The sequence below is a fragment of the Mycoplasma sp. ATU-Cv-703 genome, assembly GCA_004011965.1.
Lineage (GTDB): Bacteria > Bacillota_I > Bacilli_A > Mycoplasmatales > Metamycoplasmataceae > RYZV01.
Genome location: RYZV01000001.1, coordinates 161,083 through 185,703 on the forward strand (window position 1 = coordinate 161,083; position 24,621 = coordinate 185,703).

24 protein-coding genes are annotated in these 24,621 nt (G+C 43.8%); 1 reads left to right on the top strand and 23 read right to left on the bottom strand.

Annotation, left to right across the window (positions count from 1 at the left end):
• Positions 1–309: 309 nt before the first annotated feature.
• Together CSE00_RS00580 and CSE00_RS00585 are read right to left on the bottom strand one after the other, a co-directional pair.
• A complete protein-coding gene (locus CSE00_RS00580) occupies positions 310–690 on the bottom strand; it encodes a hypothetical protein (RefSeq protein WP_127942658.1) in 381 nt (126 codons plus the stop codon).
• Positions 674–2,896 carry an AAA family ATPase gene (locus CSE00_RS00585; protein WP_127942659.1) on the bottom strand — a complete coding sequence of 741 codons (2,223 nt, stop codon included), beginning with the start codon at positions 2,894–2,896 and terminating at the stop codon, positions 674–676. Before CSE00_RS00585 ends, CSE00_RS00580 begins: the two co-directional genes overlap by 17 nt.
• Before the next feature lie 78 nt (positions 2,897–2,974).
• Here CSE00_RS00585 and CSE00_RS03050 point away from each other — a divergent pair, with 78 nt between their 5' ends.
• Positions 2,975–3,235: a DUF559 domain-containing protein gene (locus CSE00_RS03050; protein WP_345775209.1), complete on the top strand. Its 261-nt coding sequence runs from the start codon at positions 2,975–2,977 to the stop codon at positions 3,233–3,235.
• 6 nt (positions 3,236–3,241) lie between these two features.
• Here CSE00_RS03050 and CSE00_RS00590 read toward each other — a convergent pair whose 3' ends face one another.
• The 21 genes from CSE00_RS00590 to ileS form a co-directional block, all read right to left on the bottom strand.
• Complete coding sequence (locus tag CSE00_RS00590; protein ID WP_127942660.1) at positions 3,242–4,240, bottom strand: nicotinate phosphoribosyltransferase; 999 nt, start codon at positions 4,238–4,240, stop codon at positions 3,242–3,244.
• A gap of 2 nt (positions 4,241–4,242) precedes the next feature.
• On the bottom strand, positions 4,243–5,064 hold the full coding sequence (locus CSE00_RS00595) for an HAD family hydrolase (RefSeq protein WP_127942661.1): 822 nt from the start codon (positions 5,062–5,064) through the stop codon (positions 4,243–4,245).
• Positions 5,065–5,083: 19 nt separating this feature from the next.
• Entirely contained in the window at positions 5,084–6,973 is a 1,890-nt protein-coding gene (locus CSE00_RS00600) for a class I tRNA ligase family protein (RefSeq protein ID WP_127942662.1), read from the bottom strand.
• 24 nt (positions 6,974–6,997) lie between these two features.
• Complete coding sequence (locus tag CSE00_RS00605; protein ID WP_127942663.1) at positions 6,998–8,533, bottom strand: MATE family efflux transporter; 1,536 nt, start codon at positions 8,531–8,533, stop codon at positions 6,998–7,000.
• Positions 8,496–8,963 carry a hypothetical protein gene (locus tag CSE00_RS00610; RefSeq protein WP_127942664.1) on the bottom strand — a complete coding sequence of 156 codons (468 nt, stop codon included), beginning with the start codon at positions 8,961–8,963 and terminating at the stop codon, positions 8,496–8,498. The genes CSE00_RS00605 and CSE00_RS00610 overlap by 38 nt, the downstream gene beginning before the upstream one ends.
• Positions 8,964–9,042: 79 nt before the next feature.
• Entirely contained in the window at positions 9,043–9,252 is a 210-nt protein-coding gene (locus CSE00_RS00615; protein WP_127942665.1) for a hypothetical protein, read from the bottom strand.
• Entirely contained in the window at positions 9,252–9,662 is a 411-nt protein-coding gene (gene atpC / locus CSE00_RS00620) for an ATP synthase F1 subunit epsilon (protein WP_127942666.1), read from the bottom strand. The genes CSE00_RS00615 and atpC overlap by 1 nt, the downstream gene beginning before the upstream one ends.
• A 2-nt stretch (positions 9,663–9,664) precedes the next feature.
• Positions 9,665–11,071, bottom strand: a complete 1,407-nt coding sequence (gene atpD, locus CSE00_RS00625; RefSeq protein WP_127942667.1) for a F0F1 ATP synthase subunit beta — start codon at positions 11,069–11,071, stop codon at positions 9,665–9,667.
• 14 nt (positions 11,072–11,085) lie between these two features.
• Complete coding sequence (atpG, locus tag CSE00_RS00630) at positions 11,086–11,919, bottom strand: ATP synthase F1 subunit gamma (protein WP_127942668.1); 834 nt, start codon at positions 11,917–11,919, stop codon at positions 11,086–11,088.
• Positions 11,882–13,501, bottom strand: a complete 1,620-nt coding sequence (atpA, locus tag CSE00_RS00635) for a F0F1 ATP synthase subunit alpha (RefSeq protein WP_127942669.1) — start codon at positions 13,499–13,501, stop codon at positions 11,882–11,884. Before atpA ends, atpG begins: the two co-directional genes overlap by 38 nt.
• Positions 13,491–14,048 (bottom strand): F0F1 ATP synthase subunit delta, encoded by a 558-nt coding sequence (locus CSE00_RS00640; protein ID WP_127942670.1) that lies wholly within the window; start codon positions 14,046–14,048, stop codon positions 13,491–13,493. Before CSE00_RS00640 ends, atpA begins: the two co-directional genes overlap by 11 nt.
• Positions 14,048–14,557, bottom strand: coding sequence for a F0F1 ATP synthase subunit B (gene atpF / locus CSE00_RS00645; protein WP_127942671.1), 510 nt, complete (start codon positions 14,555–14,557; stop codon positions 14,048–14,050). Before atpF ends, CSE00_RS00640 begins: the two co-directional genes overlap by 1 nt.
• A 6-nt stretch (positions 14,558–14,563) precedes the next feature.
• Entirely contained in the window at positions 14,564–14,794 is a 231-nt protein-coding gene (gene atpE, locus CSE00_RS00650) for an ATP synthase F0 subunit C (protein WP_127942672.1), read from the bottom strand.
• A gap of 30 nt (positions 14,795–14,824) precedes the next feature.
• On the bottom strand, positions 14,825–15,508 hold the full coding sequence (locus CSE00_RS00655) for a F0F1 ATP synthase subunit A (protein WP_127942673.1): 684 nt from the start codon (positions 15,506–15,508) through the stop codon (positions 14,825–14,827).
• On the bottom strand, positions 15,495–15,938 hold the full coding sequence (locus CSE00_RS00660) for a hypothetical protein (RefSeq protein WP_127942674.1): 444 nt from the start codon (positions 15,936–15,938) through the stop codon (positions 15,495–15,497). Before CSE00_RS00660 ends, CSE00_RS00655 begins: the two co-directional genes overlap by 14 nt.
• Before the next feature lie 95 nt (positions 15,939–16,033).
• Positions 16,034–17,329, bottom strand: a complete 1,296-nt coding sequence (guaD, locus tag CSE00_RS00665; RefSeq protein ID WP_127942675.1) for a guanine deaminase — start codon at positions 17,327–17,329, stop codon at positions 16,034–16,036.
• A gap of 191 nt (positions 17,330–17,520) precedes the next feature.
• Positions 17,521–17,811, bottom strand: coding sequence for a PQ-loop domain-containing transporter (locus tag CSE00_RS00670; protein WP_127942676.1), 291 nt, complete (start codon positions 17,809–17,811; stop codon positions 17,521–17,523).
• A 94-nt stretch (positions 17,812–17,905) separates the two neighbouring features.
• Positions 17,906–19,924, bottom strand: coding sequence for an MATE family efflux transporter (locus CSE00_RS00675; RefSeq protein ID WP_161565518.1), 2,019 nt, complete (start codon positions 19,922–19,924; stop codon positions 17,906–17,908).
• Positions 19,925–20,044: 120 nt separating this feature from the next.
• A complete protein-coding gene (glyA, locus tag CSE00_RS00680; protein ID WP_127942678.1) occupies positions 20,045–21,271 on the bottom strand; it encodes a serine hydroxymethyltransferase in 1,227 nt (408 codons plus the stop codon).
• Between the two features lie 23 nt (positions 21,272–21,294).
• Positions 21,295–21,828, bottom strand: a complete 534-nt coding sequence (locus CSE00_RS00685) for a signal peptidase II (RefSeq protein WP_127942679.1) — start codon at positions 21,826–21,828, stop codon at positions 21,295–21,297.
• A 7-nt stretch (positions 21,829–21,835) separates the two neighbouring features.
• Positions 21,836–24,535, bottom strand: coding sequence for an isoleucine--tRNA ligase (gene ileS / locus CSE00_RS00690; RefSeq protein WP_161565519.1), 2,700 nt, complete (start codon positions 24,533–24,535; stop codon positions 21,836–21,838).
• Positions 24,536–24,621 lie beyond the last annotated feature (86 nt).

Sequence of the window (24,621 nt, forward strand, 5' to 3'; positions counted from 1 at the left end):
ATAACTAACGGTTTGATCGGGGTAAAAAAGGATTTTGCTTTCAAATCGTTAGCCAAATGAAAAAAAATCACCTAAGTCAATAACTTGTGCTAAGGTGTAAAAGGAACATGATTTTTGGAATTTTGCCGTGTACTTAGGTCGATTGTCAACTAAATCTTAATCACCTAAGTTTGTATATTTTCTACGAACAACATTTGAATTAATTGAAAAACAAGGGAAGCACACTGTGAATAAAAATAAACTTTACAAATTATACATTTTAATCAAGCATGCGCAATAGTCACAAATTATTAGTCGGTGAAAAAAATATTATGAAACTGGTATTTTTATCTTCTCCGTATCAATTATTTTTCTTTTTTCTGCTATTTCCTCAGCCACTAATTTTATTTCCTTCAAAAAAAGTTCTTTAAATTTATTAAGTATTTTGTCATCAACGGGTTCACCTTCTTTAGGTTCTGCCACTGAAATGCTCATATTACTTATATTATCAATGTTAGGGAGATTTCATAAAAAACTGAAAACTCAATTTAATAAACTTGTAAATTCAACTTCGTCAGGTTCCAGAAGATTAATTTTTTGACTATTATCTTCATTATCCTTAATTAAACAATTTGTTATTTTTATGTATTTTTTGTCTTCAGCTTTCTCAATTACTATGTTGAATATTTCTTCACTACTCATTATTTTCACCTCTGTAATAATTTCATCTATCTAAAAATGCAGGTTTACCACCTTCCAAAATTTTGCTACAAATATCTGATCACTTAACACTTTTTTTATCATCATTGATTGATGTCATTTCATTTAAAAAAGGATTCCCATAATAAGTTTCATTATTATCAGCAATTCCATCTTCCGAAAGTTCTCTATAAATGGTTTGGTATGGCAGACTCCTAACACCAATATTTGCGTTATGAGTTACAATCACGAAAGTTTTATTATTTTTAGCTTTATCTCTAATAATCTTTACTATTTTATCGTTTACAAAACTTTGATCTAAAGATTGTTCTGGTTCATCAATAAAAAAGTAATTTTTGTCCTCATTTAAATGAGCCATTAACTTTATAATTTGTTTCTCTCCGCTTGATGGATTGCAAACATTGCCATTTTGATCAACAATAATATTTTTGAATCAAACAAGATCATCGGTAGTTATGTTTGCATTTTTTTGATTTTTTCAACCTTGTAATTCCACCATAAATTTAGACAGTTCGCTCTTTCAGATATTTTGTGATATAGTTTCAATTAATTCAATCAGATTTTTACAATCTTTTGGACTACGCTTGTTAAGGTTTTCATAACCATCTTTTTTATTTCCTTTCAAAATTTTATATTTTCTTTTAACAAATAACTTTTTTTTGTCGGAAACTTCGCCTAACTCCAATTTACTAGTTTCATATTCTTCTTTATTTAGAACTTTACTTACTGAATCAAAAAGTTCTTCTCTTGCCGAAAACTTTTCATGGATACCTAGTTGATTAGGTAAAGCAAAAAACATTTTACTTTGCTCGAGTAATTTTTTAATTTCAGAAAACAATTTATCGCAAATATGAGCAACATTAACCTGATTATAAAAAACTTTATAAAGTTCGAATTCAATTTCAAACAATTTTTTAAGGATGCCCGTAATTAAGGGGTAGTGTTTTTTTATCGTGTCATCTTCACTATTTTTTTCAATTATTTTATTTACTCCCTTAATGTGATTAATATTTTCATCAAACTCACTTCATCTACTTTCTTTCTTTTCATAATCTTTTTTGTTACGCAACATATCAGTTGATAATGTTAAATTCAACAATTTTTTATATTGATTAGGTTTGTAATTTTTGTAATGTTCAACAATTTGTTTGTAATTTTTGATGTTACTTTTAGAATTAAGATGTTCCATATTTTTGGCATAAAAATTAATTGTTTCCAATTTTTTTTCCAAATCCAGTTTATTTGAAAATTGACTAGTTTTGTTTTCTATTAATTTGTCAAAGGAAAAGTTGGGATCGTAAACTTTGTAATCTTCTCCCTTTTCTTCTTTAATTTTTTCACATATTGCTTTCAGAATGTCGGATTTACCGCTTGCACGAGGTCCGATAATCACGTTTACATCTTCATATAAAATTAATTTCAAGGGATTTTTTCATTCTTTTGGTTTTATCTCAATAGAAGTCGCATTTTTTTCTTTTAGTTTACTAGTGATAAAACTTTTATCTCTTTTGAAAAATTTTATTAAATTGTGATAACTATCTATTTTCAGTTTGATGTCTGGTAATTTGCCATACTTAGGTTCCAACACATCTTTTTCATCCGAACCAAGAATTGCAGGTTTTTCTTCAAAGGCTAATATGTAAGTAGAACTTAGTGATGATGTTTCTCAAAACCAAAAATGACTGAATGATTGCAAAATATTTAAATCTTCTTTCGGCAAATCACCTTCATACGAAGTTTTTTTGTTTCCCTTTTGCCTACTAGGTAACAAAAAAATTGAGTTTGAAAATAGGGTCTTTTCCGTTTGAACATGTTTTTTTAGTTCAGAAATTTTAACTTTACAATTTTTAGCTTTAGTTTTCCCTTCAACAAGTTTAATTACAAAATTGCTTCATTCATTTTTATGTTTATTATCAACAATAATCGTTAAATTATGCCTATGTCCCTCTGAGTCTTCAATGTCCAGTTCTACTCCAGGTAGTAAAAGTATGTTTTTTTCCTTTAACTTTTTTTCCAAAAAGTTAAATTGTTTTAAATCAAATCAATTGTGGTTAGTAATGGCTACAATGCCCACATCTCAGTTTTCTAAATTGCTAATAAATTTTTCGACCGTTTTATCTTTTGAAATATCAAGATTTCTATTTGGTGACTCGCCATTTTTTATGCTTAAAGTGTGTTGATGCAAATTTATTCTCATAGTTTCATTATAGGTAGTTTAAAAATGGCTTTAGAAAAAATTAACTTCAAAACAAAAATGTAAAGGTACCGAATTGATTTAGCGATTAAAAATCATGACCAGACCAAATATATACTGGGAATTGAGTGCGATGGTAAGTTTTACCACAGTTCTCAAACGGCCCGCGAAAGAGATATTCACAAGCAAGCTTACCTAGAATCACGCGGATGAAAAATTCACCGCATTTGGAGTCCGAATTGGTGACGCAATAAAAACGCGGAAATCCAAAAAATTGTCCAACTAGTTCAAAGTCTTCAAGAAGAGAAAACACCTCAACTAGTTGGTCAGTCAGCGCGTTAATTAAAACTAGTCCAACTTTTTCAGACCGGGACTTTTTTGGTAGCCGCGTCCAACTTTAGCGATCAGTTTACTATTGTGCTTAACCGCATCAGCCGAAAAAAGAACTTCTACTTTCATCAAAGCTGCGCCAACTCCGTAAACATCAACCGGGGTTTTTTGTTTTTCAAACTCAGCAATGCGCTCAGCCGAAAAACCAGATGAAACGATGATTTTTACTTTTTGAGCACCAACGCGGTCTAACTCGCGGCGCAAGTCTTTAATCAAAAGCGGCGTGACACCGCGCTGGGCAGTGTCTTTAAAATGCGCGTCCACTAAATTGCGCGCGGTGTCAACGCGAACCCCAAAAAGCTCTTTGCCAAAACGCTGCCAAACTTTGAGCGACTCGTTAATGACGTCGTTATGAAAGTCAACCAAGGCTACCAAAGGCTGGTCAGGAAAAACGAGTTTAAATGCTTCCAAGGCCTTGATTGAATCACCGCCAAACATTTGAATTAAAGCGTGGGGGACTGTGCCGACAACTTGAGCACCATGACCTAGCGCTTGCGCGCGGGTGACTTGCTTTCTAATGCCGCCCAAATAGATGCTGGCGCCATCATAAGGTTGGTTTAAGTAAAGATCGGCTCGGTCACCCATGAAAATTAACTCTTTGCCTTGGGCTGCCTTGACGCAGCGGCGCGCGTTAGTCGCAAGAGAAGAGCAGCGCGATAAAATCCCGTCAATCACGCCCTCATAATGCCCAAACTCGTGGTAAGGTCCCACAAGCTCTAAAACCACTTGGCGCGCTTTGAGCAGTTTGCCGTCGGGTAAGTAGCGAATTTGGTAGCGGTGTGTAGCGGTGTTTTTTTTCAAAAACTCTAATACTTGACTCATGCCTGCTAAGACAACGTTATCGTCCCACTGAAAAAATTGCAAAGTAGTTGAGCTTTTGGGTAAAAACCGCCGGGCGATCGCTTGAGTGTTGAGCAAATATTTAGCAACGTAATCGGTCGGTTTAAGTCGAGTCATGTTTAACTTTCGGGCGGCAATAAATTAACTTTTTGCCGGTCAAAAAAGTCGTCAATTGCGCGGGCTAAACCGTTCTGGTCAACCGCAGCAGCGTGAAAACGAGCGGCTTTTTTAGTTTTCTGATCCGCGTTAGCTACCGCGTAAGAGTAGACTGGTAGTTCCAGCATTGAAATGTCGTTAGCCGAATCGCCAATCGTCATGACTTTTTCCAAACTAACTCCGAGGTGTTTAGCTAATCACTTGACGGCAAAACCTTTGGAAATTTGGGGTGGTAAAACCGCGACAGTGTGGTCGTCAACTAGAATTCAGTTTAACTTGAGCTCACTAACTACCTCTTGGGCTTTGACTAATTTATCAGCGCGACTGATCAGCAGTAAGTTTAAAAGTCCGGGACGAGTTGGATCAAAAGGCGAAACTTTTAAATCACCGATCATTTGGAGACGTATTTCGTGCTGAGCATCAAGTCTTTCTGCCAGCTCAGAACTCATGAAAAAATCGTGCTCAGTTCAGGCGCAAAAGTAAATTCCTTGGTCAGAAAGATGCTCGTAAACACTTTGGACGACTTGCGGTTCTAACGTCTTAGCAAAAAGCGGTTTCTCTAGCTGACGGTCGTAAATGTAAGCTCCAGTCGAACTAATTACGTAGCGCAGACTAAGTTCAAGCGCTAGTCCTTTAATCATCTTGAAGTAACCATTACCAGTCACAACCACAAACTCGGCGCCGTGGGATTGAGCTTGGTGGATTTTGCTTTGGTTCTCGCGACTTAAACTGGCCGGACCTTTGTCATACATAGTGTGGTCGGCATCGGAAAAAATTAGGTACATTTTTTGATTATAACACTCGCTAATTAACTGTCTTTGGAGCGGACCTAAGCACAAAATTAATAATTTTGCCCGCTACGTAGACCACCTTGAGAACTTGGACGTCTTTTAAATAGCGACTGACAGCGGGCAAAGACTCAGCCTTTTGACGAACTATTTTAGCGCTGGTCTGAGGATCATCTATTTCCAAAGTAGCTCGTAATTTGCCATTAACTTGGACGGCTAAGATAGTCGGTTCAGTCACGATTTTGCGCTGGTCAAAACTAGGTCAAGTTTGTTCATGGAGCGGTTTTTCTTTTAAATAAGCCAAAATTTCCTCGGCCAAATGGGGTGCAAAGAGCGACAAAACGACCGCAAATCCTTTCAGTTCATCTAAACTTGCTTTGAGATTAGCGATCAAGGCATTGACAAAAACCATCAGTTTGGAAACTGCTACGTTGAATTTAAGTTGCTCGACCAGTTGACCCACTTGTTTGAGCATGAGATGGTATTGGCTAGTAATTTGGGAACTGCCTAGGGCGGTTTTGCGAACTGCGTTTCAAACTCGGTCGAGCCACTTACGCATCGCTCTGAGCGAGCGCGTGGACCAAGTTTTAGTTTCCTCAAGAGGACCACTAAACATTTCGTAAAGTCTTAGTGCGTCGGCTCCGTAAGTTAAAACGATTTGGTCGGGACTAACCACGTTGCCACGTGACTTAGACATCTTCAGTCCGTCGGGACCCAAAATCATCCCCTGGTTAACCACTTTAAGAAAGGGCTCCTTAGTCGGGACTAGTTTAAGGTCATAAAGTACTTTGTGTCAAAAACGAGCGTAAAGAAGGTGCAAAACGGCGTGTTCTTGCCCGCCGATGTAAAGGTCAACCGGCAACCAGTGTTTGAGTGCTTTTTGGGCCTCGGGCGAATCAAGCGCTAAATATCCGCCGGTCCGCTTTTTCAAAATGTAAGCTAGGTAGTACCATGAAGAGCCAGCTCACTGGGGCATCGTGTTAGTTTCTCGGCGTCACTTTTTTCCTTCTAGTTCAACCCACAGCCAACTCGGATCGGCGTTAGCTAGGGGAGACTCGCCTTGACCTCCGGATTTAATTTGGTCAAGAACGGGTAAAGTGACGGGCAAATTGGGGTCAAGTTTAATTTCTCCCTGAGGACCGTGCAAAATCGGAAACGGCTCACCCCAATAGCGTTGGCGCGAAAAAACTCAGTCGCGTAAATGGAGCGATCCGTCGGGGTTTTTAATTCAGTTGCGTTGTAAGTTGATTAACGAACTGGGTCAGTCAACTTGATCCAATTCTTGAAAAAGTTTGTCGGCGTAAGCGGTGATTTTTAACACTCACTGGCGCATTGGTTTTTTCACGACCGGAAAATTTCCGCGCTCAGAAACCAGTTTTCCATCAGTCGTTTGCAAAACCTCTTCGTTAGCTAAAACAGTGCCTAAATCGGGGCTCCAATTGACCTCTACGTCGCGCATTTCGGCTAATCCGCGCCGATAAAGAGCGCTGAAAATCGCCTGCGTTTGAGCGTAAAAATTCGGATCGGTAGTGTCAACTTCTTTGGCGTAGTCGTAAGAAAAACCGAGCATTTGCAGTTGACGACGAAAATTGGCAATGTTTTGAGGCGTAAAGCGTTGCGGTAATTGTCCCGTTTGAATGGCGAACTGCTCGGCTGGCAGACCAAAAGCGTCCCAACCAATCGGGTGTAAAACATCGAATCCTTTGAGACGTTTAAAGCGAGCCACGATGTCGCTGGCGGTGTAGCCTTCTAAGTGACCAACGTGTAAACCCTTGCCCGAAGGGTAAGGAAACATGTCTAAAACGTAATATTTGCGACGCTTATTAGTTAATTCGGGCGTTGCAAAAACATCGTGATCAGACCAGTACTTTTGCCACTTTTTCTCAATCTGCTGGTGGTCGTACATAAGTGTAAAGATTATAAACGAGTTTTAAACATCAAGCGGTTCGCTATCAATCACGTCGTGACCGCTTTGGAGCGCGTTATCAGCCTCAACGTGAGCAGCGTCAATCACCTGGGCTCAATCAATCGTGTAGTAGTTAATTTCTTGGGCAATTAGTTTGAAAATATCGGATGTAAAAAACACGATGTAAGCAAGTCAAAAACGACCCTCTAAAGCGGGTCAAGCGTCTTTAAGTGGACCCATTACAATCCAAGCTCAACCAATTTGCGCTAAGTTAAAAAGCCAGTCGGTCAAGGAAAAAACGAAAGTTCGTCCGCCCGACACGCCGTTTCGGTAAGTCGTGGTAAACCAAATTCAAACCGGGTAAAAAAGCGCGATGACATAAAGAGTGTTACGCACTTCGATCAGTTGGGCGCCTGTGTCAACGTTTGGGTCACGTGTGTCGACTAAAAAAGTCATCAGCGGCGCAAAAGAAGCGACAATCACAACTAAAACTGACAAAGCAACCGACATGCTAGTGTTAAAACCTTTAAGCTGGTTAGAGTGAATTTTGGCCGATTCAATCCGACCATTACCAAGCTCTGACCCGACAAAGTTAGCCGCCATCACGCCTACGCCAGCAAAAGCTGTCGTAAACACATTCATAATCGCATTGCTCAGTCCGAGCACAGCCGTGGCGCCAATCCCTTGCCCGAGCGATCCCTGGGGATAACCCATGTCGTAAAAATAACTGCGAAACGTAACAAGCGCCACCATCGTGGTGTAAGCAAAGAAAAGAGCGAAGCGAGCGAAAAACAATTTGGTCGTGTGCCAGTCAAAACTAAAAACAGTCCAAGGGGCAAACCGGAGTTGGGAGTTAGTTTTGACTACGAAAGTAAAACCGACGATAATCGCAACCATCCGGGCCGCGACCGAAGCTCAAGCCGCTCCTTTGACGCCCACGTCAAAACCGTAAATTAAAATTGCGTTGAGAGTGATGTTCATTGAAAGCGTTCCCACGCCTCAGTAAACTGTCACGTGTCCTTTGCCTACTTCGCGGAGCTGAATACCTAAGTTGCCCGAGATCGAGAAAAGAATTCACTGCAAAGCGGTGATTTGAATGTACTCACGAGCCATCGCTAAGTTTTTCGCGTACTGAACTTCTTCGCTGGCTAAATGCTCGGGACGCTTTAAGAAAAGCGAGTTAAGCTCGTCGGGAATGATTCAGGCTAAAATCGCAATTACCAAAGTCATGCCAGTCGTTAGCACGTAGCGAAAACGCGCCATTTGCTTAAAAGCTTGGTAACGACGCGAGTAAAAGAGTTGAGCCGAGACAACTCCGCCCGCAGCGGCCACGCCGATCACAATTCCGTTAACTATGTTAGTCCACTGGTTAGCGGCCGAGATGGCTGCTACTGCGTTATACTTTCCGACCATGAAGTTGTCAATAAAACCGTTCAAAGCAAAAAGCATCGCCCCGAGAATTACCGGGTAGAAAACTAGGAAATAACGTTTCCACTGACGAGCATCGCTCGGAAAAAACTGCCTAAAAATCGCCTTCTTCCTCCGCGCGCTGAACTTCAAGTTGATCGTTTACTTCCTCGTTAACTTGCTCGCTAACTTCTTGCGAGTAATCTTCGTCATCATCGTTGGGGTATTGCTCGTTGGTGTCATCGTCGTTATAAAAAAACGAACCGCTCGTTGTTTCAAACTCGATGTCTTCCCAGTCAAAAACATGGTCGTAGTCGACCGTCTCAACATCAATTTCCAACTCGCCATCCACGACGTTAAAAGTTGTACTAACGCTGACAGGTCCGCCGCCGTACTCGCTGTCAATTCGTCACTGACCGCTGCCTTGAAAATTGTACTCATTGTCTTGACCAAGAATTTCTCACGACTCCAACTCAAACTTAACTTCAATTGGCACTTCCACCTTCAAAATGGTGTGGCGAAAAGTTTGCAGTGCCTCTTCCACAGTTTGAGGCGTTAATTTAGTCGGTCATTTTTGCACCATAATTCAACATTCTACTAAAAAACCGCTTGCTCACGGCGGAGCGGCACGGTTTTCTAACTATTCTTAGTGCTGAATAACTCTACTTCCAAAAGGAAGCAAAAATTTCCACCAAAGTCTTAATTTGGTAACCGATTAAACCGGCTAAGGCGATTGAAAAGACAACGTAGACTAGTCAAGCTAGTTCGCGGCGGGAAACTCGGATGATTTTAGCCCACTCAACTTGAGCTAAAACAAAGAAGGAAACGAGCAAGGAGATCAAATAAATCGTTAGTTGGACAAACCAGGGCATTACTCTCCCCGAGCGACTTTAATCCGGTTTAATGCTCGCTCTAACTTAAATGTATAACGAATTTGCTGGCTAGTTGAAAGTCTCTCCTCGCGAAGCCTTTTCTCGGCGTCAATTCGGGCCGACTCGGCTCTTTTTAAGTCAATCGCGTCTTTAAACTCGGCGGCCGGAGTAACAACTTTAACACCTTGGGCGTCAACTTGCATTAAACCGCCGCCCAGTGCCAAGACTTTGTGGGAGCGACTTTTTTCCTCTCCGATACTAGCTTGAGCAATGTCTAGGGCTGCTACGAGCGGGGTGTGACCCGCTTGGATACCGATGTAACCCCGGGTTGTTTTGAGCGTCACAATCGGAACTGGGTCGTCAAAAAAAACGCCGTAAGGAGTTAAGATTGTCAGATGAATTTGTTTCATCGCTAAGCGTTAGCTTCCTTTTCTTTTTTTGCCTTAGCGAGTGCTTCGTCAATCGTACCAACGTAAAGAAAGCTGCTCTCGGGTAAGTTGTCGTGTTGACCGGCTAGAATTTCGCTAAAACCGCGGATCGTTTGTTCCACTTTGACAAACTTACCTTCTATACCCGAAAATTTCTGGGCTACGAAAAACGGTTGTGACAAAAAGTTCCGAACTCGGCGAGCACGTTGAACAACTTTCTTGTCTTCTTCTGAAAGTTCGTCCATTCCCAAGATCGCGATGATGTCTTGCAGTTCTTTGAAACGCTGCAAAATGTTTTTAACTTCTTGGGCCACTTGGTAGTGCTTTTCACCGACCACTTCCGGGTCAAGCAACCGCGAAGCCGAAGCCAGCGGATCAACGGCCGGGTAAATCCCGAGCGCGGCAATGTTCCGGTCTAAAACTGTTTTGGCGTCCAAGTGAGTAAAAGTTGTCGCCGGAGCTGGGTCAGTTAAGTCGTCAGCTGGCACATAAACGGCTTGCACCGAAGTAATCGAACCCTTTTGAGTGGTAGTAATTCTCTCTTGGAGTTGACCCATTTCGGAGGCCAAAGTCGGTTGGTAGCCCACGGCCGAAGGCATGCGACCAAGCAAAGCCGAAACTTCTGAACCAGCTTGGGTAAAGCGGAAAATGTTGTCGATAAAGAGCAAAACGTCTTGCCCTTGTTTATCGCGGAAATATTCGGCCATGGTCAAAGCTGATAAACCAACTCGCATACGAGCTCCGGGTGGTTCGTTCATTTGACCAAAGACAAGGGCAGTTTTATCCAAAACGCCCGCCTGAGCCATTTCGTGGTAAAGGTCATTACCTTCCCGCGTTCTTTCGCCTACGCCAGCAAAAACTGAAAGTCCGCCGTGTTGAGTAGCGATGTTATTGATTAACTCTTGAACCAGCACGGTTTTACCCACGCCAGCTCCGCCAAAAAGACCAATTTTTCCACCCCGAGCGTAAGGCATCAATAAGTCAATCACTTTAATGCCCGTTTCCAAAATTTGCGCCTCGGTGCTTTGTTGAGCGTAAGTTGGCGCGCTGCGGTGAATAAAGTCACGGGGTGCTTTTTTGGTAAAAGGTTTCTCGTCAATCGGATCGCCGAGCACGTTAAACATTCGACCCAAAACGCTTGGTCCAACGGGCACCGAAATTGGTCCGCCCGTGTCAAAAACTTTTTGACCGCGGACTAGTCCAAACGTTGAGTCCATTGCGATGCAACGTGCTGTGTCGTTACCAATGTGTTGGGCGACTTCGAAAACTTGTTTCTCACCTTTGGTGTCAAGTTCCAGCGCGCTCAGTAAAGCCGGGAGTTTATGGTCGGCAAACCTGACATCAATGATTGGTCCCAAAACTTGGGTAATCGTTCCGTAGTTTTTTGGCATGTTTTCCTTTCGGGCTAGTTTTGGCTGCCAGCCACAATTTCGCTAATTTCTTGGGTAATCGCCGCTTGGCGCGCTTGGTTGTAACGAACTGTTAGTGTGTCGATCAATTCGGCGGCGTTATCAGTTGCGTTTTCCATCGCAATCCGACGAGAAGCCATCTCAGATACTTTGGACTCCACCAGTTTATCAAAAACAAGACCCGCGATGAAAAAGGGCATCATTTGGTGAACGATGCTAACGTCTTTGGGTTCAAACTCAGTTAGCTCCTCGTCCAAACTCGTTTCAGCCCGCCTGGTTGCCTCGGCCAGCGACCACACTAAAGGCTCAAACGAAATTGAGTTAATGTACTTGGTGCTGACGATTCTTAAGTCTTTCACGCTTTGCTCAAGCAAAAAGTCGCCGATTCGGTCCACGATTTGGTTAATTAAACGGTAAGTAATGTTTTCGCCTAAGTTGCTAACGGCTAAGTCAACGCTGCGACCAATTGTTTCAAAGTGACGCACTCCTTTAGTTCCGACCACAATTAGGCGGTCTTGGGGACCGATCTGAGATTGAGCTAGTTTTAAAACGTTGACATTGTAAGATCCGCTCAATCCTAAGTCAGAAGTAATCACCAGCCAAAGAACTGGCGCGTCTGGGTTATCGCCAAAAAGCGTTTTGGCTCCGCCAAAGTGGCGCAAAGTCGGTCAAAAAATTGCTTCCAAACTGGCAAAGAACTGGTCCGAAGCACTAAAGTGACGACGTAACTTTTGCAGTTTAGAAGTCGCGACTAGTTGCATAGCGCGAGTAATTTTTTTGATCGCAACAACACTATTTATGCGACTTTTTATTTCTTGGAGTGACGGCATTAGTCTTCGAAGTAGGCTCCTCTATTTTTGGCAGCGGATCGTGATCGTCCGCGACGTAGTTTTTAATAGTTTTTAGGAAAGTTTTGACAAAGCGGTAAACTTCCCAGCGCACCTGCTCATAAAGCTCGGGGCTAAAAGCTTTAGCCTGGCTTAGTTGGTAACGCAGTTTTTTGGCCACTGATTCGCGGCCAAAGTAACGTAAGAGTTCCTCTTTAAACTGACTCACTTGCTCAACTGGCAAAGGATTGGTTAACTTTTCTTTGACCGCTAAAAGCAAAATCGCCTGGTCAATTTGGTCAATCGGCGCGTACTGGTGTTGTTTCATAAGCTCGAGCACTTTTTTCCCGTGACTCAAAACCCGCTTAGTACTTTGGTCAAGGTCAGAGCCAAACTGGGCAAAATCAACCATTTCGTTATACTGAGCCAACTCGAGTTTAAGCGAACCAGTTACTTGCTTAATCGCCTTGATTTGAGCTGCTGAACCAACGCGCGAAACCGAGTAACCTACGTCAACAGCTGGGCGTTGACCGAGGTTGAAAAGACTTGTCAGCATAAAAATTTGACCGTCGGTAATCGAAATGACGTTGGTCGGAATGTAAGCGGAAATGTCGCCGGCTTGCGTTTCAATGATTGGTAAAGCTGTGATCGAACCGCCGCCGTGCTGCGGATTGATTTTAGCAGCTCGTTCTAAAAGTTGGGAGTGAAGGTAAAAAACGTCGCCAGGGTAAGCTTCTCGACCAGGAGGGCGACGCAGCAAAAGCGACAAAGTTCGGTAAGCAACCGCGTGTTTAGATAAATCATCGTAAACTATCAAAACGTCCTTACCTTTTTCGCGCCAAGCTTCGGCAATCGTAACTCCCGTGTAGGGAGCAATGTACTGCAGCGGAGCTTGTTCGCTGGCACTAGCGTCAACCACAGTCGTGTACTCCAGCGCTTTGTAACGTTTTAACTTACCCACGATTTGAGCAACCGTGGAACTTTTTTGTCCAATCGCCACGTAAACGCAGTAAACATCTTTGCCGCGCTGGTTAATAATCGTGTCAATCGCCACCGCGGTTTTACCAGTTTGACGGTCGCCAATAATTAATTCGCGTTGACCTTTGCCAATCGGAATCATGGAATCGATTGCTAAAATGCCCGTTTCAATCGGTTGGTTGACTTCTTCGCGCGTCATTACTCCGGGGGCGATTTGGAAAATTTCCCGGCGGGCCAATCCTTTGAGAGCTTTTTGCTCGTCAATCGGCTCACCTAGCGCGTTAACTACCCGACCGAGCAGAGCATCGCCCACTCCGACCGAAATCACTTGTTTAGTCCGTTTAACGACGTCGCCTTCTTTCACGTGACGGGCTGGTCCCATCAACACAACACCAACCGCGTCTTCTTCCAGACTAAGAGCCATCCCGTAAAGATTTTTGCCAAAACTTAACAGTTCACCGAGCATCACTTTGTCAAGACCAGAGACGGTTGCAATTCCGTCGCCGATTTTAAGTACGTACCCGCTTTCCTGAGGTGTAATTTGGTGGGTAAATTTTTCAATCTGCGGCCTAAGAATTGCCGCTAAGTCCGATGCTCTAGTTGCCATCTTGGAGAATTCCTTTCAAAGTTAAACGCTCACGGAGCGCTTCTAAACGGGCATTGATCGAATCGTCAATAGCCTGGTCTTCAATCACGACTTTAACTCCGCCAATTAACTCCTGGTCAATTTTGTTAACTAGTTCAACCGGTTTTTTCATTTGGCGGCTAATTTTGGTGCTAATTCGCGTAATTTGCTGCGGAGTTAATTTTTCACTCGAGTAAAGCACGCCGCTTTGCACTCCGAGCGCTTGGCTAGCCAATTCGCCAAAGTGAGACAAAATTTTGCTCGCTAAGTAGGCGTTTTTCCGCTCGGCTAAAATGAGCATTAAGTTGATTAGTCAGCGGTCAAATTTGCGTGTTAGTGCCTTTTCAATGAACTGGGTTTTTTGCCGCGTGCTCAATTGGTAAGAATCAAGCGCCGACGCTAGAGTTGGGTAAGTGCGAAATACCTCCGCTAACTCCGCGGCCTGCTTTTTTAAAAGAGCAGTTTTGCGCGCTTTTTGAGCGAGCTGGAAAAGCGCCAAGGCATAACCAATACTTTGGGTGCTATCCATTATTTTTTACCAATGAATTCTTCCACTAGTTTACGGTTAGTCGGAGAATCCATTTCCTTGCCGATCACCTTTTTAGCAGCGTCAATCGCTAAATCAACAACCGCTTTTTGGGCGTCGCTGTAAAACTCTTCGCGAGCCTTTTCAATCGATACTTTAGCTTTTTCCAGCAGAGAGTCGGCCTGGTCTTTCGCTTCTTCAATTGTCGCAAGTTTTAACCTTTGCGCTTCTTTTTTAGCGTCGCTAATAATAGCGTGGGCCACGTTGCGAGCGTGGAGAAGTTCTTCGTTGGCCAAAACTTGGCTTTGACGGGACTTTTCCAGTTGCTTTTCAGACTCGTCAATGTTGTCTTGAATGTAGCGACGACGTTTGCTGTACATTTGGCGAACAGGGTTGTAAAGCAGTTTGGTCAAAACTAAAAGCAAAATTAACAGCGCCAGTAAAGTTGCGACCACTGTTGGTCAAGTGGGGAACAGTTTATCGGCGATGTCAATGTTTACAGCCTGCCACATAATTTCCTAACCTCCGAAAGCAAACAGAAGTAAAAACGCGATCAAAAGACCGTAAATCACGGCTGTTTCAGTCAGCGCAATTCCAACGATCATGGTGGTACGAATTTTACTCTGTGCCTCAGGATTACGTCCGACTGCTTCGCAAGCTTTACCAGCGGCGTAGCCTTGCGAAATTCCGACCCCGATTCCCGGCAAAAGCGCGAGAGCGGCTCCGATCGCAATTAGTCCTTTTTCCATAGTGAATTCCTTTCCTTTAAGTGAATTAGTTTATTCGGTTTCTAATGACCAGTATAGCATCGTTAAAAGTGTGAAAACATAAGCTTGGACAATTCCACTGAAAATGTCAAAGTAGGCGTGAAAAACGGGCGCAATTAAAGCACCAAGTAAATTGATCTCGCCAACCACGGGAATCATTTGTCAAATTCACCCCGTCATGTAGTAGAGCAGATAAAGAATGATTGATCCGCCAATGATGTTACCAAACAGACGAAAAGAGAGCGAAATTAGCGGAGCAAACTGTCCGATTAACTCAAGCGGGTTGGATAAAAAACGAAGTCAGAACCGTCAACGTTTGTAAACGATTCCGACTACGTAAACGCCCATCCAAGAAACTAACGCCAAAGTCAAAGTCACGCTGTAAGAAGTTGAGACAGCCGGCACTCCGACTAGCGAAATCAAGTTGCCAAAAACTAAAAAGGTGAGCAAAGTGAAAATGTAGGGCGCTGGACGCTCAAGTTTATTTCCAGCTACATCACGGTAAAGGTTGTCCACGCCCATAACATAGTGCTCGGCAACTTGGGCTACACCAACGGGCGCACGGTTAACGGGTTGTTTACTAACCTTGAGATAAACAACGATTGACAAAACGATTAAAATCAACACCACCAAAATCATTGAGAAAATGTGGGGCTGTAGTTTAACCGATAAAAAGGCTTCTTTAAGTTGTTGCACTAGTTATTTTCTCCGGCTGAGATTTTCGGCAAAGAAAACCGACCCACGTGTAGTTAGTGAGAACATAACCTCCAACCCCAGCAAAAACATTAACCGGTTTTGTAAAGCTAAGTCAACTACTTTCTGACCACGCGAGTCCGTTGGAAAATTTATTAACGGCGATGGCAACAATCAAAACTAACGCCATCACCAGAAGCAAGGTTCACGATCTAAGCAAACCAAGCGCGAAACCTTTGGAACTATTTTCAAGCAACCAGCGGGAGTAAGCACTGTTCATCCAGGCGTTGGCACCGCTAATTAGCGAACCAAAAATTCACCCGACAATTAGACTGTAATCCCAAATGCTGCTAAGACTTAAAGCTAGTGTTGTCAAAATTCAACTAACCACTAGCGTTTGTCCGATCCAACTGAGTTTCTTTTTGTTATGCAATTCGCACCTAACGACGAGTAGCTTGACTAGTGATTAGTCGCGTACTCACTAACTATTTTACTACATAAATAGTGCGGTGCCCAGGGCATAACCGGTTAGTAAACCGGTTTTTCTAACAAATTGGGTTGGGGAACTAATTTTCCGCCAACGTAAACTTTTTCGATGTTCCGGTCGTCGCCAATGTAAACAAAACGTTGAATTCGTTCAAATAAGTCAAGTGGTTTGTTTTGACCAAGTGAGCGGTCGTCAATTACTAGAGCGTCAAAGCGGTAACCGGGTTCAAAACTACCAACTTTACCAAACATTTCACCGCCACCTTTAGTTGCTAAGTAAAACGCTTCCGGAGTGGTAAGTGCTTTTTCTTTCTCAACTAGGTGAGCTTGGAGCAGCTTTGATCCGTGGATCGCTGCGACCATGTTGTGGAGTAGCGAGTTGTCGTGTCCACCGGAAACGTCACTACCTAGGCCAACTTTAACGCCGTTTTCAAAGAAACGCCGAATTGGAGCGATTCCGCTGAAAAGGTTAAAGTTTGAGTAAGGACAGTGGGAAACAATTACGCCGTATTTTTTCAGTTTCTCAATTTCGGGTTGCTTAGATTGAACGCAGTGTGCCATCACTGTTGGAGTTTCAAGTAGTCCAAAACGCTCGTAAACCGATACGTAATCGGGTGAATCGGGGAAAAGTTCTTTGACCCAAGCCACTTCACCTTTGTTTTCGGAAAGGTGAGATTGAACTGGAACTTGGTATTTTTTAGCTAAATCTCCGAGTCCTTGCATTAGTTTGGCTGAGCAAGTCGGCACAAAACGCGGAGTAATGATTGGATTAACTAGCGGGTGTTTACCGTGGTATTCCTTAATAATTTCCTCGGTGTCACGCAAAGAATCCTCAGTTTTTTCAACCAAGTTATCAGGCGAGTTAATGTCCATGTTAACTTTTCCGACCAAGGATGAAAGACCAGATTTTTTAAACATGTCTAACAGCAGTTTAGTCGCATCCTTGTGGATGGTGTTAAACACAACGCTGGAAGTTACGCCGTTTTTTCAAAGGGTCGTAATAAAGTCGTTGTAAACTTTGCGAGCGTAGTTCAAATCTTTGAACTTAGCTTCCTCGGGGAAAGTGTAAGTTTCCAGCCAAGGCAAAAGTTCTTTGTCAAGACCTAGTCCGCGGTTAGTAAACTGCGGAGCGTGGATGTGAGTGTCAACTAGACCAGGAATAATTAACTTGTCTTTGTAGTCGCTCACGGGGTAAGAATGATACTGGGAAGGGATGTCCTTGCCAACTGCTTTGATGACATCGTCTTCTACGACAATGTGGCCATTTTCGATTAGTTCAAACTGACTCGGTTTTGAAGTGTAAACGATGTGACCTTTAACAATAAAACCTTTTTTCACTTTTGCTTCCTTTGCAATGGATCTACCCGCCTAACTTAAGTATTTGCGGCGGATAGGTAAAGAAGTTTTGTGTTGGGCCTGTGAGCCCCCAAAAAACCAGTGGACAACCGCCAACGGTTAGTCAACTCTTTACCGATGAAATTATAAACAAAAAGCCACTGGAAAAAAGATTTCCAAAAGTTGCCGACCAACTAAATGCGACGATTACGGAAAATGTAGAAAATTACGATGGAATTCATCAACAAAGCGATCGCGTTAGAAACGATTAATCCGTAAGCTCCGTAGGCACCGGGACCGTTAGCAATTAGAAGGACGATACCGTAAATCATGAAAAAGAGAGCTCCTAAGTGAAAAATCAAGTACTGCGAAAGCGATAAGTTGGCAGTTTGTTTGGTTTGAATCGTGCGGATGGCGTTAGGTAAGAAAGAAATCGTCACCAAAATTCCTCCGATGATTCCAAACAATTCAAAATATATATTCATTGCGATTTAACCTTTCTGTCAAAACAACTTTTCCATTATACAAAATAAAAAGTTCCACTCGCTCAGGAGCAGAACTTTTATTAGTAGCGGTAGTCTAAACTAGTGTTCGAGCTCAGTCAACGCGGTAAACAGCGATTCCAAGCACGATGCACTTCATTAACTCACCGAAGCCGTTTCCAACTAGCGCAACGGTTACTCCAGTTCAGTTAATCGCTTTGACTCCGGTTTCCGGATCAATCGGCAAGGTAGCCGAACTAATTCCAAGCGAAATCAAGAATCATCCGACGATAAACACATAAGCCGATATAACGTCTAGAACCGAAGAAAGCATCGCTCTTCCGCCTACCCGTAGAACCGATAGGAAGACCATCGTGAACGATAGGAAGAAGAATCCAAACGCGTGTCAGACGGTGTGCCACTGGGTGTAGAAGAGTAGCATGCTGCCGGCTGGGAGACGGAAAATTGGTCCCATTCCGAAAATACCAATCATAAGAAGCATGAGCGCTAAAATGAAAGATATCATTAGCACCATTCCGCAGAAGCGTTTGAAGGCAAGTTTAGCGCCTTCGGGGTCACCAGCTCCAAGACGTGTTCCGACATAGTAAGGAATCAGAGTCCGGTAACCTTGGAAAATCGCGAAGAATAGGTTGACAATCGTCATCGTAATCACGATCGCTTTCATACCTAAGTCTCCGGAAGTTGGACCTCCCAGTTTAATCATCACGATTTGAACAAGCGCTAGAGACAGTGAAAACAATACGTCCGAGAAGGCAATTTTGCCAAAGTTTCCAAGCACTTTCACGAATAGATCTTTGGAAAGAACTTGGTCACGTGAGAACGGACTGAAAGCGTGACGAACGCTTGGCATCGCAAAACAAAGACCAACGTAGGTTGCGGCTTCAAAGACCCTTGAGGTAATTGTTCCCCAAGCGGCTCCTTTAACACCCATACCCCACTGAGTTACCCGGAAGACTGGGTTGTGGCCGTCGTACTCAATTAAGCCGTAGTCCATACCTTCCAATTGTCCAGTTGCGGCTTGGCCAGCTTTAGGCATTAGGATGTTTAGTCCCTCTCCGCCGCTGGTTACGCTCACAATGTTATCGCGCAGCTGTTCAATGTTATTGACCTCGGCAGCGCTTAGACCGTATTTAACGATGTCTTCGTTACGTAAAATCGCACCAGGCACGTTTCAAAGCGCCAAGTCCACTACGACAACGCGCTGGTTTTCGCTGAGTTGTCCTCAAACTGTGTTCCAGCTAGTGTCGGTTCCCCGGCCATCTACGATAGACCAAATGTTGGCTGATTCTTCCTTAATTTGTTCAGGAGTTAAACCAGCAATATCAGCGGGAACATTAATACCGTTTTGAATGTCGCGGTTAATTTGTTCCCAATTTTCTAAAGCACCTTCAATGTACCGGCGAACCGCGTCACCGGAAATGTAGTTGTCAAACCTCCAATTTTTGATCAACCCGTTGTAGCCCGTCATAAACAGTGGATTGAGCGTACTGTTAATGATAAAGGCAGTTCCTGAGACAATCATCGGGATAAGCGGCTTACCTCATTCAACGAAAGTAAACTGGATCGGTAAAACTAGACCCAGCAACACAAATGACCACGAAACAAGCGCTCAATACTCTTTAGCGTGTTTAATCGCCGCGCTGTTTGGCCCTCCGTTGTTTGAGAGGAAAAAGTAAAAAAGCCCTTGGTCGTTTTGAGGAGCTAAGGCTGCTGCCGTTAGCACCCCGGTTAGAACAAGGGCGATTGAAGTTCCAATCACAATTTTCCAGCTTACCGTTTCACGGACTTTGGGAGTATTTTTAGCACCGAAATACTGACCGGTAAAAATACCTCCCGCCACACAGGCCGAAATGACCGTGAACAGGATAAGTTGAAAGACGGCGTTGGAAGAGCCGACTCCCGCCGTGGCGTCTTCACCAATCAAGTTGGAAATAAACATCGTGTCAACCATGTTGATTCCCGCAATAAAAATTGATTGGATAACCACAGGCAGCATTAATCTAATCGATTTTTTGATGAACTGTCAATCAAAAAAGGACGAGATTTTTGCTCGGAATCCTGATGATGGATTTTTGTTATCGTATGTACTAGTCATACGAGATACATTATACATCAAGCGAAATAATCACGCCAGTTGGAAATTTAACCTATTGAAGCGACTTTTCTAACTTTAAAAATCGTCCTTTTCAATCCTGAATTGGAAGTTGATAATGAGTTAAAAAAACGTGTCTGGAACCGGGAAGCGTCTGGCCAAATCATCAACCTTTTGACTCACGCCCGATGAGTGACCACGTCAAACTTGGTCAATTAGGTGAGCCAGTTTTTCAAACTCAGCCGCGCCAAACCCGCGCGTTGTCATCGCCGGCGTGCCCAGACGAACTCCGGAAGTAACCGTTGGTGACTCGCTGTCGTTTGGCACCATGTTTTTGTTAGCGATGATGCCGTGCTCCTCTAGAAGAACAGCCGCTTTTTGACCAGTTAGTCCGTAAGACTTTTTAACGTCAACTGTCAGTAAGTGAGTGTCAGTTCCGCCCGTGACCACTTTTGCTCCCAACTTAGTTAAAGTCTGAGCTAACACTTGGGCGTTTTCGACAACTCTTTGAATGTAAGTTCGGTAGCCGGGCAAAAGCGCTTCGCCAAAAGTGACTGCTTTACCGGCGACAGCGTGCATCAGAGGACCGCCCTGCAAAAACGGGAAGACTGCCCGGTCAATTTTACGGGCTAATTCGGAATCGTTAGTCATGATTACTCCGCCGCGAGCACCGCGCAAAGTTTTGTGGGTCGTGGAAGTAATTACGTGGGCATGACCAACGGGACTAGGATGGGCTCCGGTGGCAACTAGGCCGGCAATGTGGGCGATATCAGCCACGAGGTAAGCGCCAACCTGGTCAGCAATTTGACGAAAACGAGCTCAGTCAATTTGACGCGGATAGGCCGAGTAGCCAGCCACAATCAAAGCCGGTTTTTCACGGTGAGCAATTTGGGCGATTTGATCGTAATCAAGCAAACCCTGGTCATTCACGTCGTAGCTAACGGCTTGGTAGTAAAGACCAGAAAAGTTGGCGCGGTAGCCGTGCGAAAGGTGACCGCCCGCGTCAAGCGCTAAACCGAGAATTTTTTGGCCTGGTTTAATTAACGCAAGGTAAGCCGCGTTGTTGGCTTGAGTACCCGAGTGAGGTTGGACGTTAGCGTAATCAACACCAAAAAGTTTGCGTAGTCTCTCAATCGCTAAAAGTTCGATCTTGTCGGCTTGGGTTGTTCCGCCGTAATAACGCCGGCCCGGGTAGCCTTCCGCGTACTTATTAGTAAAAACGCTGCCTACGGCAGTGAGCACTGCCTTGGAAACGTAATTTTCCGAAGCAATTAGTTCAATTTCAACGTTTTGACGTTTCTCTTCGGCCTCAATAATCGTCTCAACGTCTCGGTCAGTTTTACGTTTCACAAACCACCTCTTGGCACTAACAGTTAGACGACCGCGCGGTTACGAACCGAAGCGATAATTTCGCACGTTATCGTTACTGCGACTGTGCTGACAGCGCCGCCCACAATTAAAACGTCGGCAATGTTAAAAGTTCCCCGGTCAGCCCAAGGGGTGTAAATCACGTCTCGCACATATCCAAATATGTACCAGTCTAGCGTGTTACCTAAAAGTCCCGCTAAGGTGATCGCTAAACAAAAAGCCACGATTTTGCGGCGATTTAAAACGGCAATTAAAAACACCAGCAAGGCAAGAGCTGTTCCGACTCCCGCAAAAGCCGCTGGCGGAACTTGGATTTGGAGTCAGTTAAACAAACTTGAGTTGGGATGTTTAACTCGTCGAAAACCGATTCAACCTAACGAACGTTCTTCTCCGTTAAAAATAGGGTTCTTAAAAACAAATCATTTTAACCATTGGTCAAGGGCGATCAAAGCGCCGCTGACTACCAAAATGATAAGTAGGTTTATTAGTCGACGACGACGTTTGGGGTTTGAAGTTGTGATGTTAGGGAAAAATGCCATGTACAAATTATACTCTGCTGGCACCTTGTAAAACTAAAACTTCTTGGCAGCGCTGGCAAAGACTTTCCTCGTTAACCTGATCGGGTAAATAATGGTTCCAGCAACGAACGCACTTGACCGATTCAAAAGTATCAACTTGGTTATTTTTGCCCCAGACTACTTGTCCGACCATTAAAAGTTTGGCTAAATCCCAATTTTCTAACTCGGGTCACTTTCTCTCCAAGGTTACCCGGGCGGCGTAACTGCGACCGATTTGACCCGCTTGCTTAGCTTCTTCAACCATTTTAAACACTAAATCTTTCAGTTCAAAAAACTGCTTAAAACGTTTGAGGTCAGCTGGTAAAACTTTGCTTTGGTAATCAATTTTGGTGAGGAAGATCGACGTTTTCTGCTGGTCAAAGCGGTAAGCCTGGTAAGCTTGCTCGCAAGTAGTTGGTAAAACCGGAGCGAGTGCTTGCAAAACAAAAATTAGCACCTGGTAAATAACGCTCTGGATCGCTCTACGCTCGGGGTCGTTGGCCGCATTGGCGTAAAGAGCGTCCTTCGAAACTTCCAAGTAGTACGAGGAAAGTTCTAGCACAAAGAGGTTGACTAAATTAACAACTTGGTTAAAGCGACTAGCTTGGTATTCGCGCTGGACCGATTTTTTAAGGTCAGCCAACTTTACTAAAACTAACCGGTCTAGTTCGCTGTAAGTCGGTTTGGTCGCGGGCTTTCAAACAAAGTCAAACAAAACGCCGAGCATAAATTTAATTTTGCTTCTCAGTCCCCGGTAAAAAGTTGCGACTTGCTCTAGAATTGGTTCAGAGACGCTCACGTCCGCGCCGTACTCGCTCAGTGCCACCCAAAGTCTCAGAATTTCGGCTCCGTAACGAGCGACGATCTTGGCTGGATCAATCACGTTGCCCAGCGACTTAGCCATTTTAACGCCGCGCTGGTCGAGAACAAAGCCGTGCGAAATAATCTTTTTAAAAGGAGTTTGATTAGCAAAAGCAACGCTGTTAACGAGCGAGGAATTAAACCAACCGCGAAACTGGTCGGCGCCTTCCAAGCAAAGATCAGCTGGCCTGCCATTTAAAGATGGTAGGCGAAACGAAGTCCCCGAGTCAAACCAAACGTCCATAATGTCAGTTTCTTTTTTTCAACTTTTAGCCCGCTCAGTCCAAGCGGTTGGGACCAGTTTCTCGTTTGGTCATTCCCATCAAATTTGACTGCCGTGCTGGGCAACTAATTTAACGATGTGTTTAAAAATAGCCGGTTCAAAAACGGGCTGACCTTCGCGGTCGTAAAAAATGCTTAGCGGCACACCTCAACTTCTTTGACGCGAAATCGTCCAAGTCTGGCGGGCCAGAGCCATAGTTGACAGTCGCTCGGTTGCTCACCCAGGGTAACCCTTAACTCCGACTAGCGCTTTTTTGATCCGGACTTTGAGCGGTGCTAAGTTAACAAACCACTGTTTGGTTGCCCGGTAAATGACTGGTTGATGCGTTCGCCAGTCGTGGGGATAAGAGTGGGTAATTGCTCGCTCGGCTAATAGTTGAGATCTCTCTCGTAAAAACTGACAAATTAGCGGATTAGCTTTGAGGTAAAACTGACCTTGCGCAATTGGACTAGCTTGGTTAATAAGACCTTGGTCGTCTAAGTGCATAATCATCTCAAGACCGTATTTTTGACCCAGCTCGTAGTCCTCCACGCCAAAAAGAGGAGCAAGGTGAACTAGACCTGTTCCTTCCTTGGCATCAACGTGATCGCTCAAAACCACTGGTCCGCTCCGCTCGCTAAAAGGTCTTTGGTAAGTTAGATCAACCAATTGCTCGCCGCTTAAAGTTTGACTAACGCGGTAATTTTTTCAACCAGCTAACTCGACCACTTTTTCCAAGCAATCTTTGGCTAGTAAAAAAGACTGCTGGTCAACTTGGACAAGGGAGTAGATTATTTTGGCGCCGACAGCCAAGGCGCTGTTAGCTGGCAAAGTTCAAGGCGTGGTGCTCATCAGCAACAGTTTTGTTTGAGACGGAACTTTTTGGTTGCCTTTTAAAACGCTAAGAGCCACGTAAATTTCCGGCGAACTAACTTGCTTATAAACAATTTCAGCCTCGGCTAAAGCGCTTTGCGAAGAAGGGGACCAATAAATCGGTTTGAGCGCTTGGAAAACTAACTTGTCTTGCACCATTTTGGCAAAAACTTCTAGTTGGCGGGCTTGATAAACCGAATCATCGGTCTGGTAAAAATCGTCTAGGTCGGGCAAGAGCTGCAAAGTTTCAAACTGCTTTTTCTGAATTTGAATTTGCTCCTGAGCGTAAGCTTGAGCGAGTTGGCGGATTTTAACTGGTGCAATTGCTTGACGATCGTGAGCAGTCTTAGTTAAAACTTGGTTTTCAATTGGCAGACCATGGGTGTCTCAACCCGCAACAAAAGGAGTCGCATAACCCTCTAAAGTTTTGTTTCTTAAAACAATGTCTTTGAGAATTTTGTTGAGCGCGTGACCAAGGTGAATTGAACCGTTCGCATAAGGCGGACCATCGTGTAAAACAAACTGACCTTGACCAGCGTTTTGTTTCAAGGCACGCTTGTAAATCTGCTCCTTTTTCCAAAACTCGCGCCAACGCGGTTCTTCGTGAGTAAGGTTAGCCCGCAAAGAAAAATCGCTCCTTGGCATTAAGAGCGTAGTTTTTCAATCTGAGAGTGAATTTGGGGACTTTTTCATAACTTCCAAGCGCAGTGCCTGCATTATAAACTAACTGAGCGGGCTAAGGAATAACTTATAATTCCAATGAATCTGAACGAGTATTT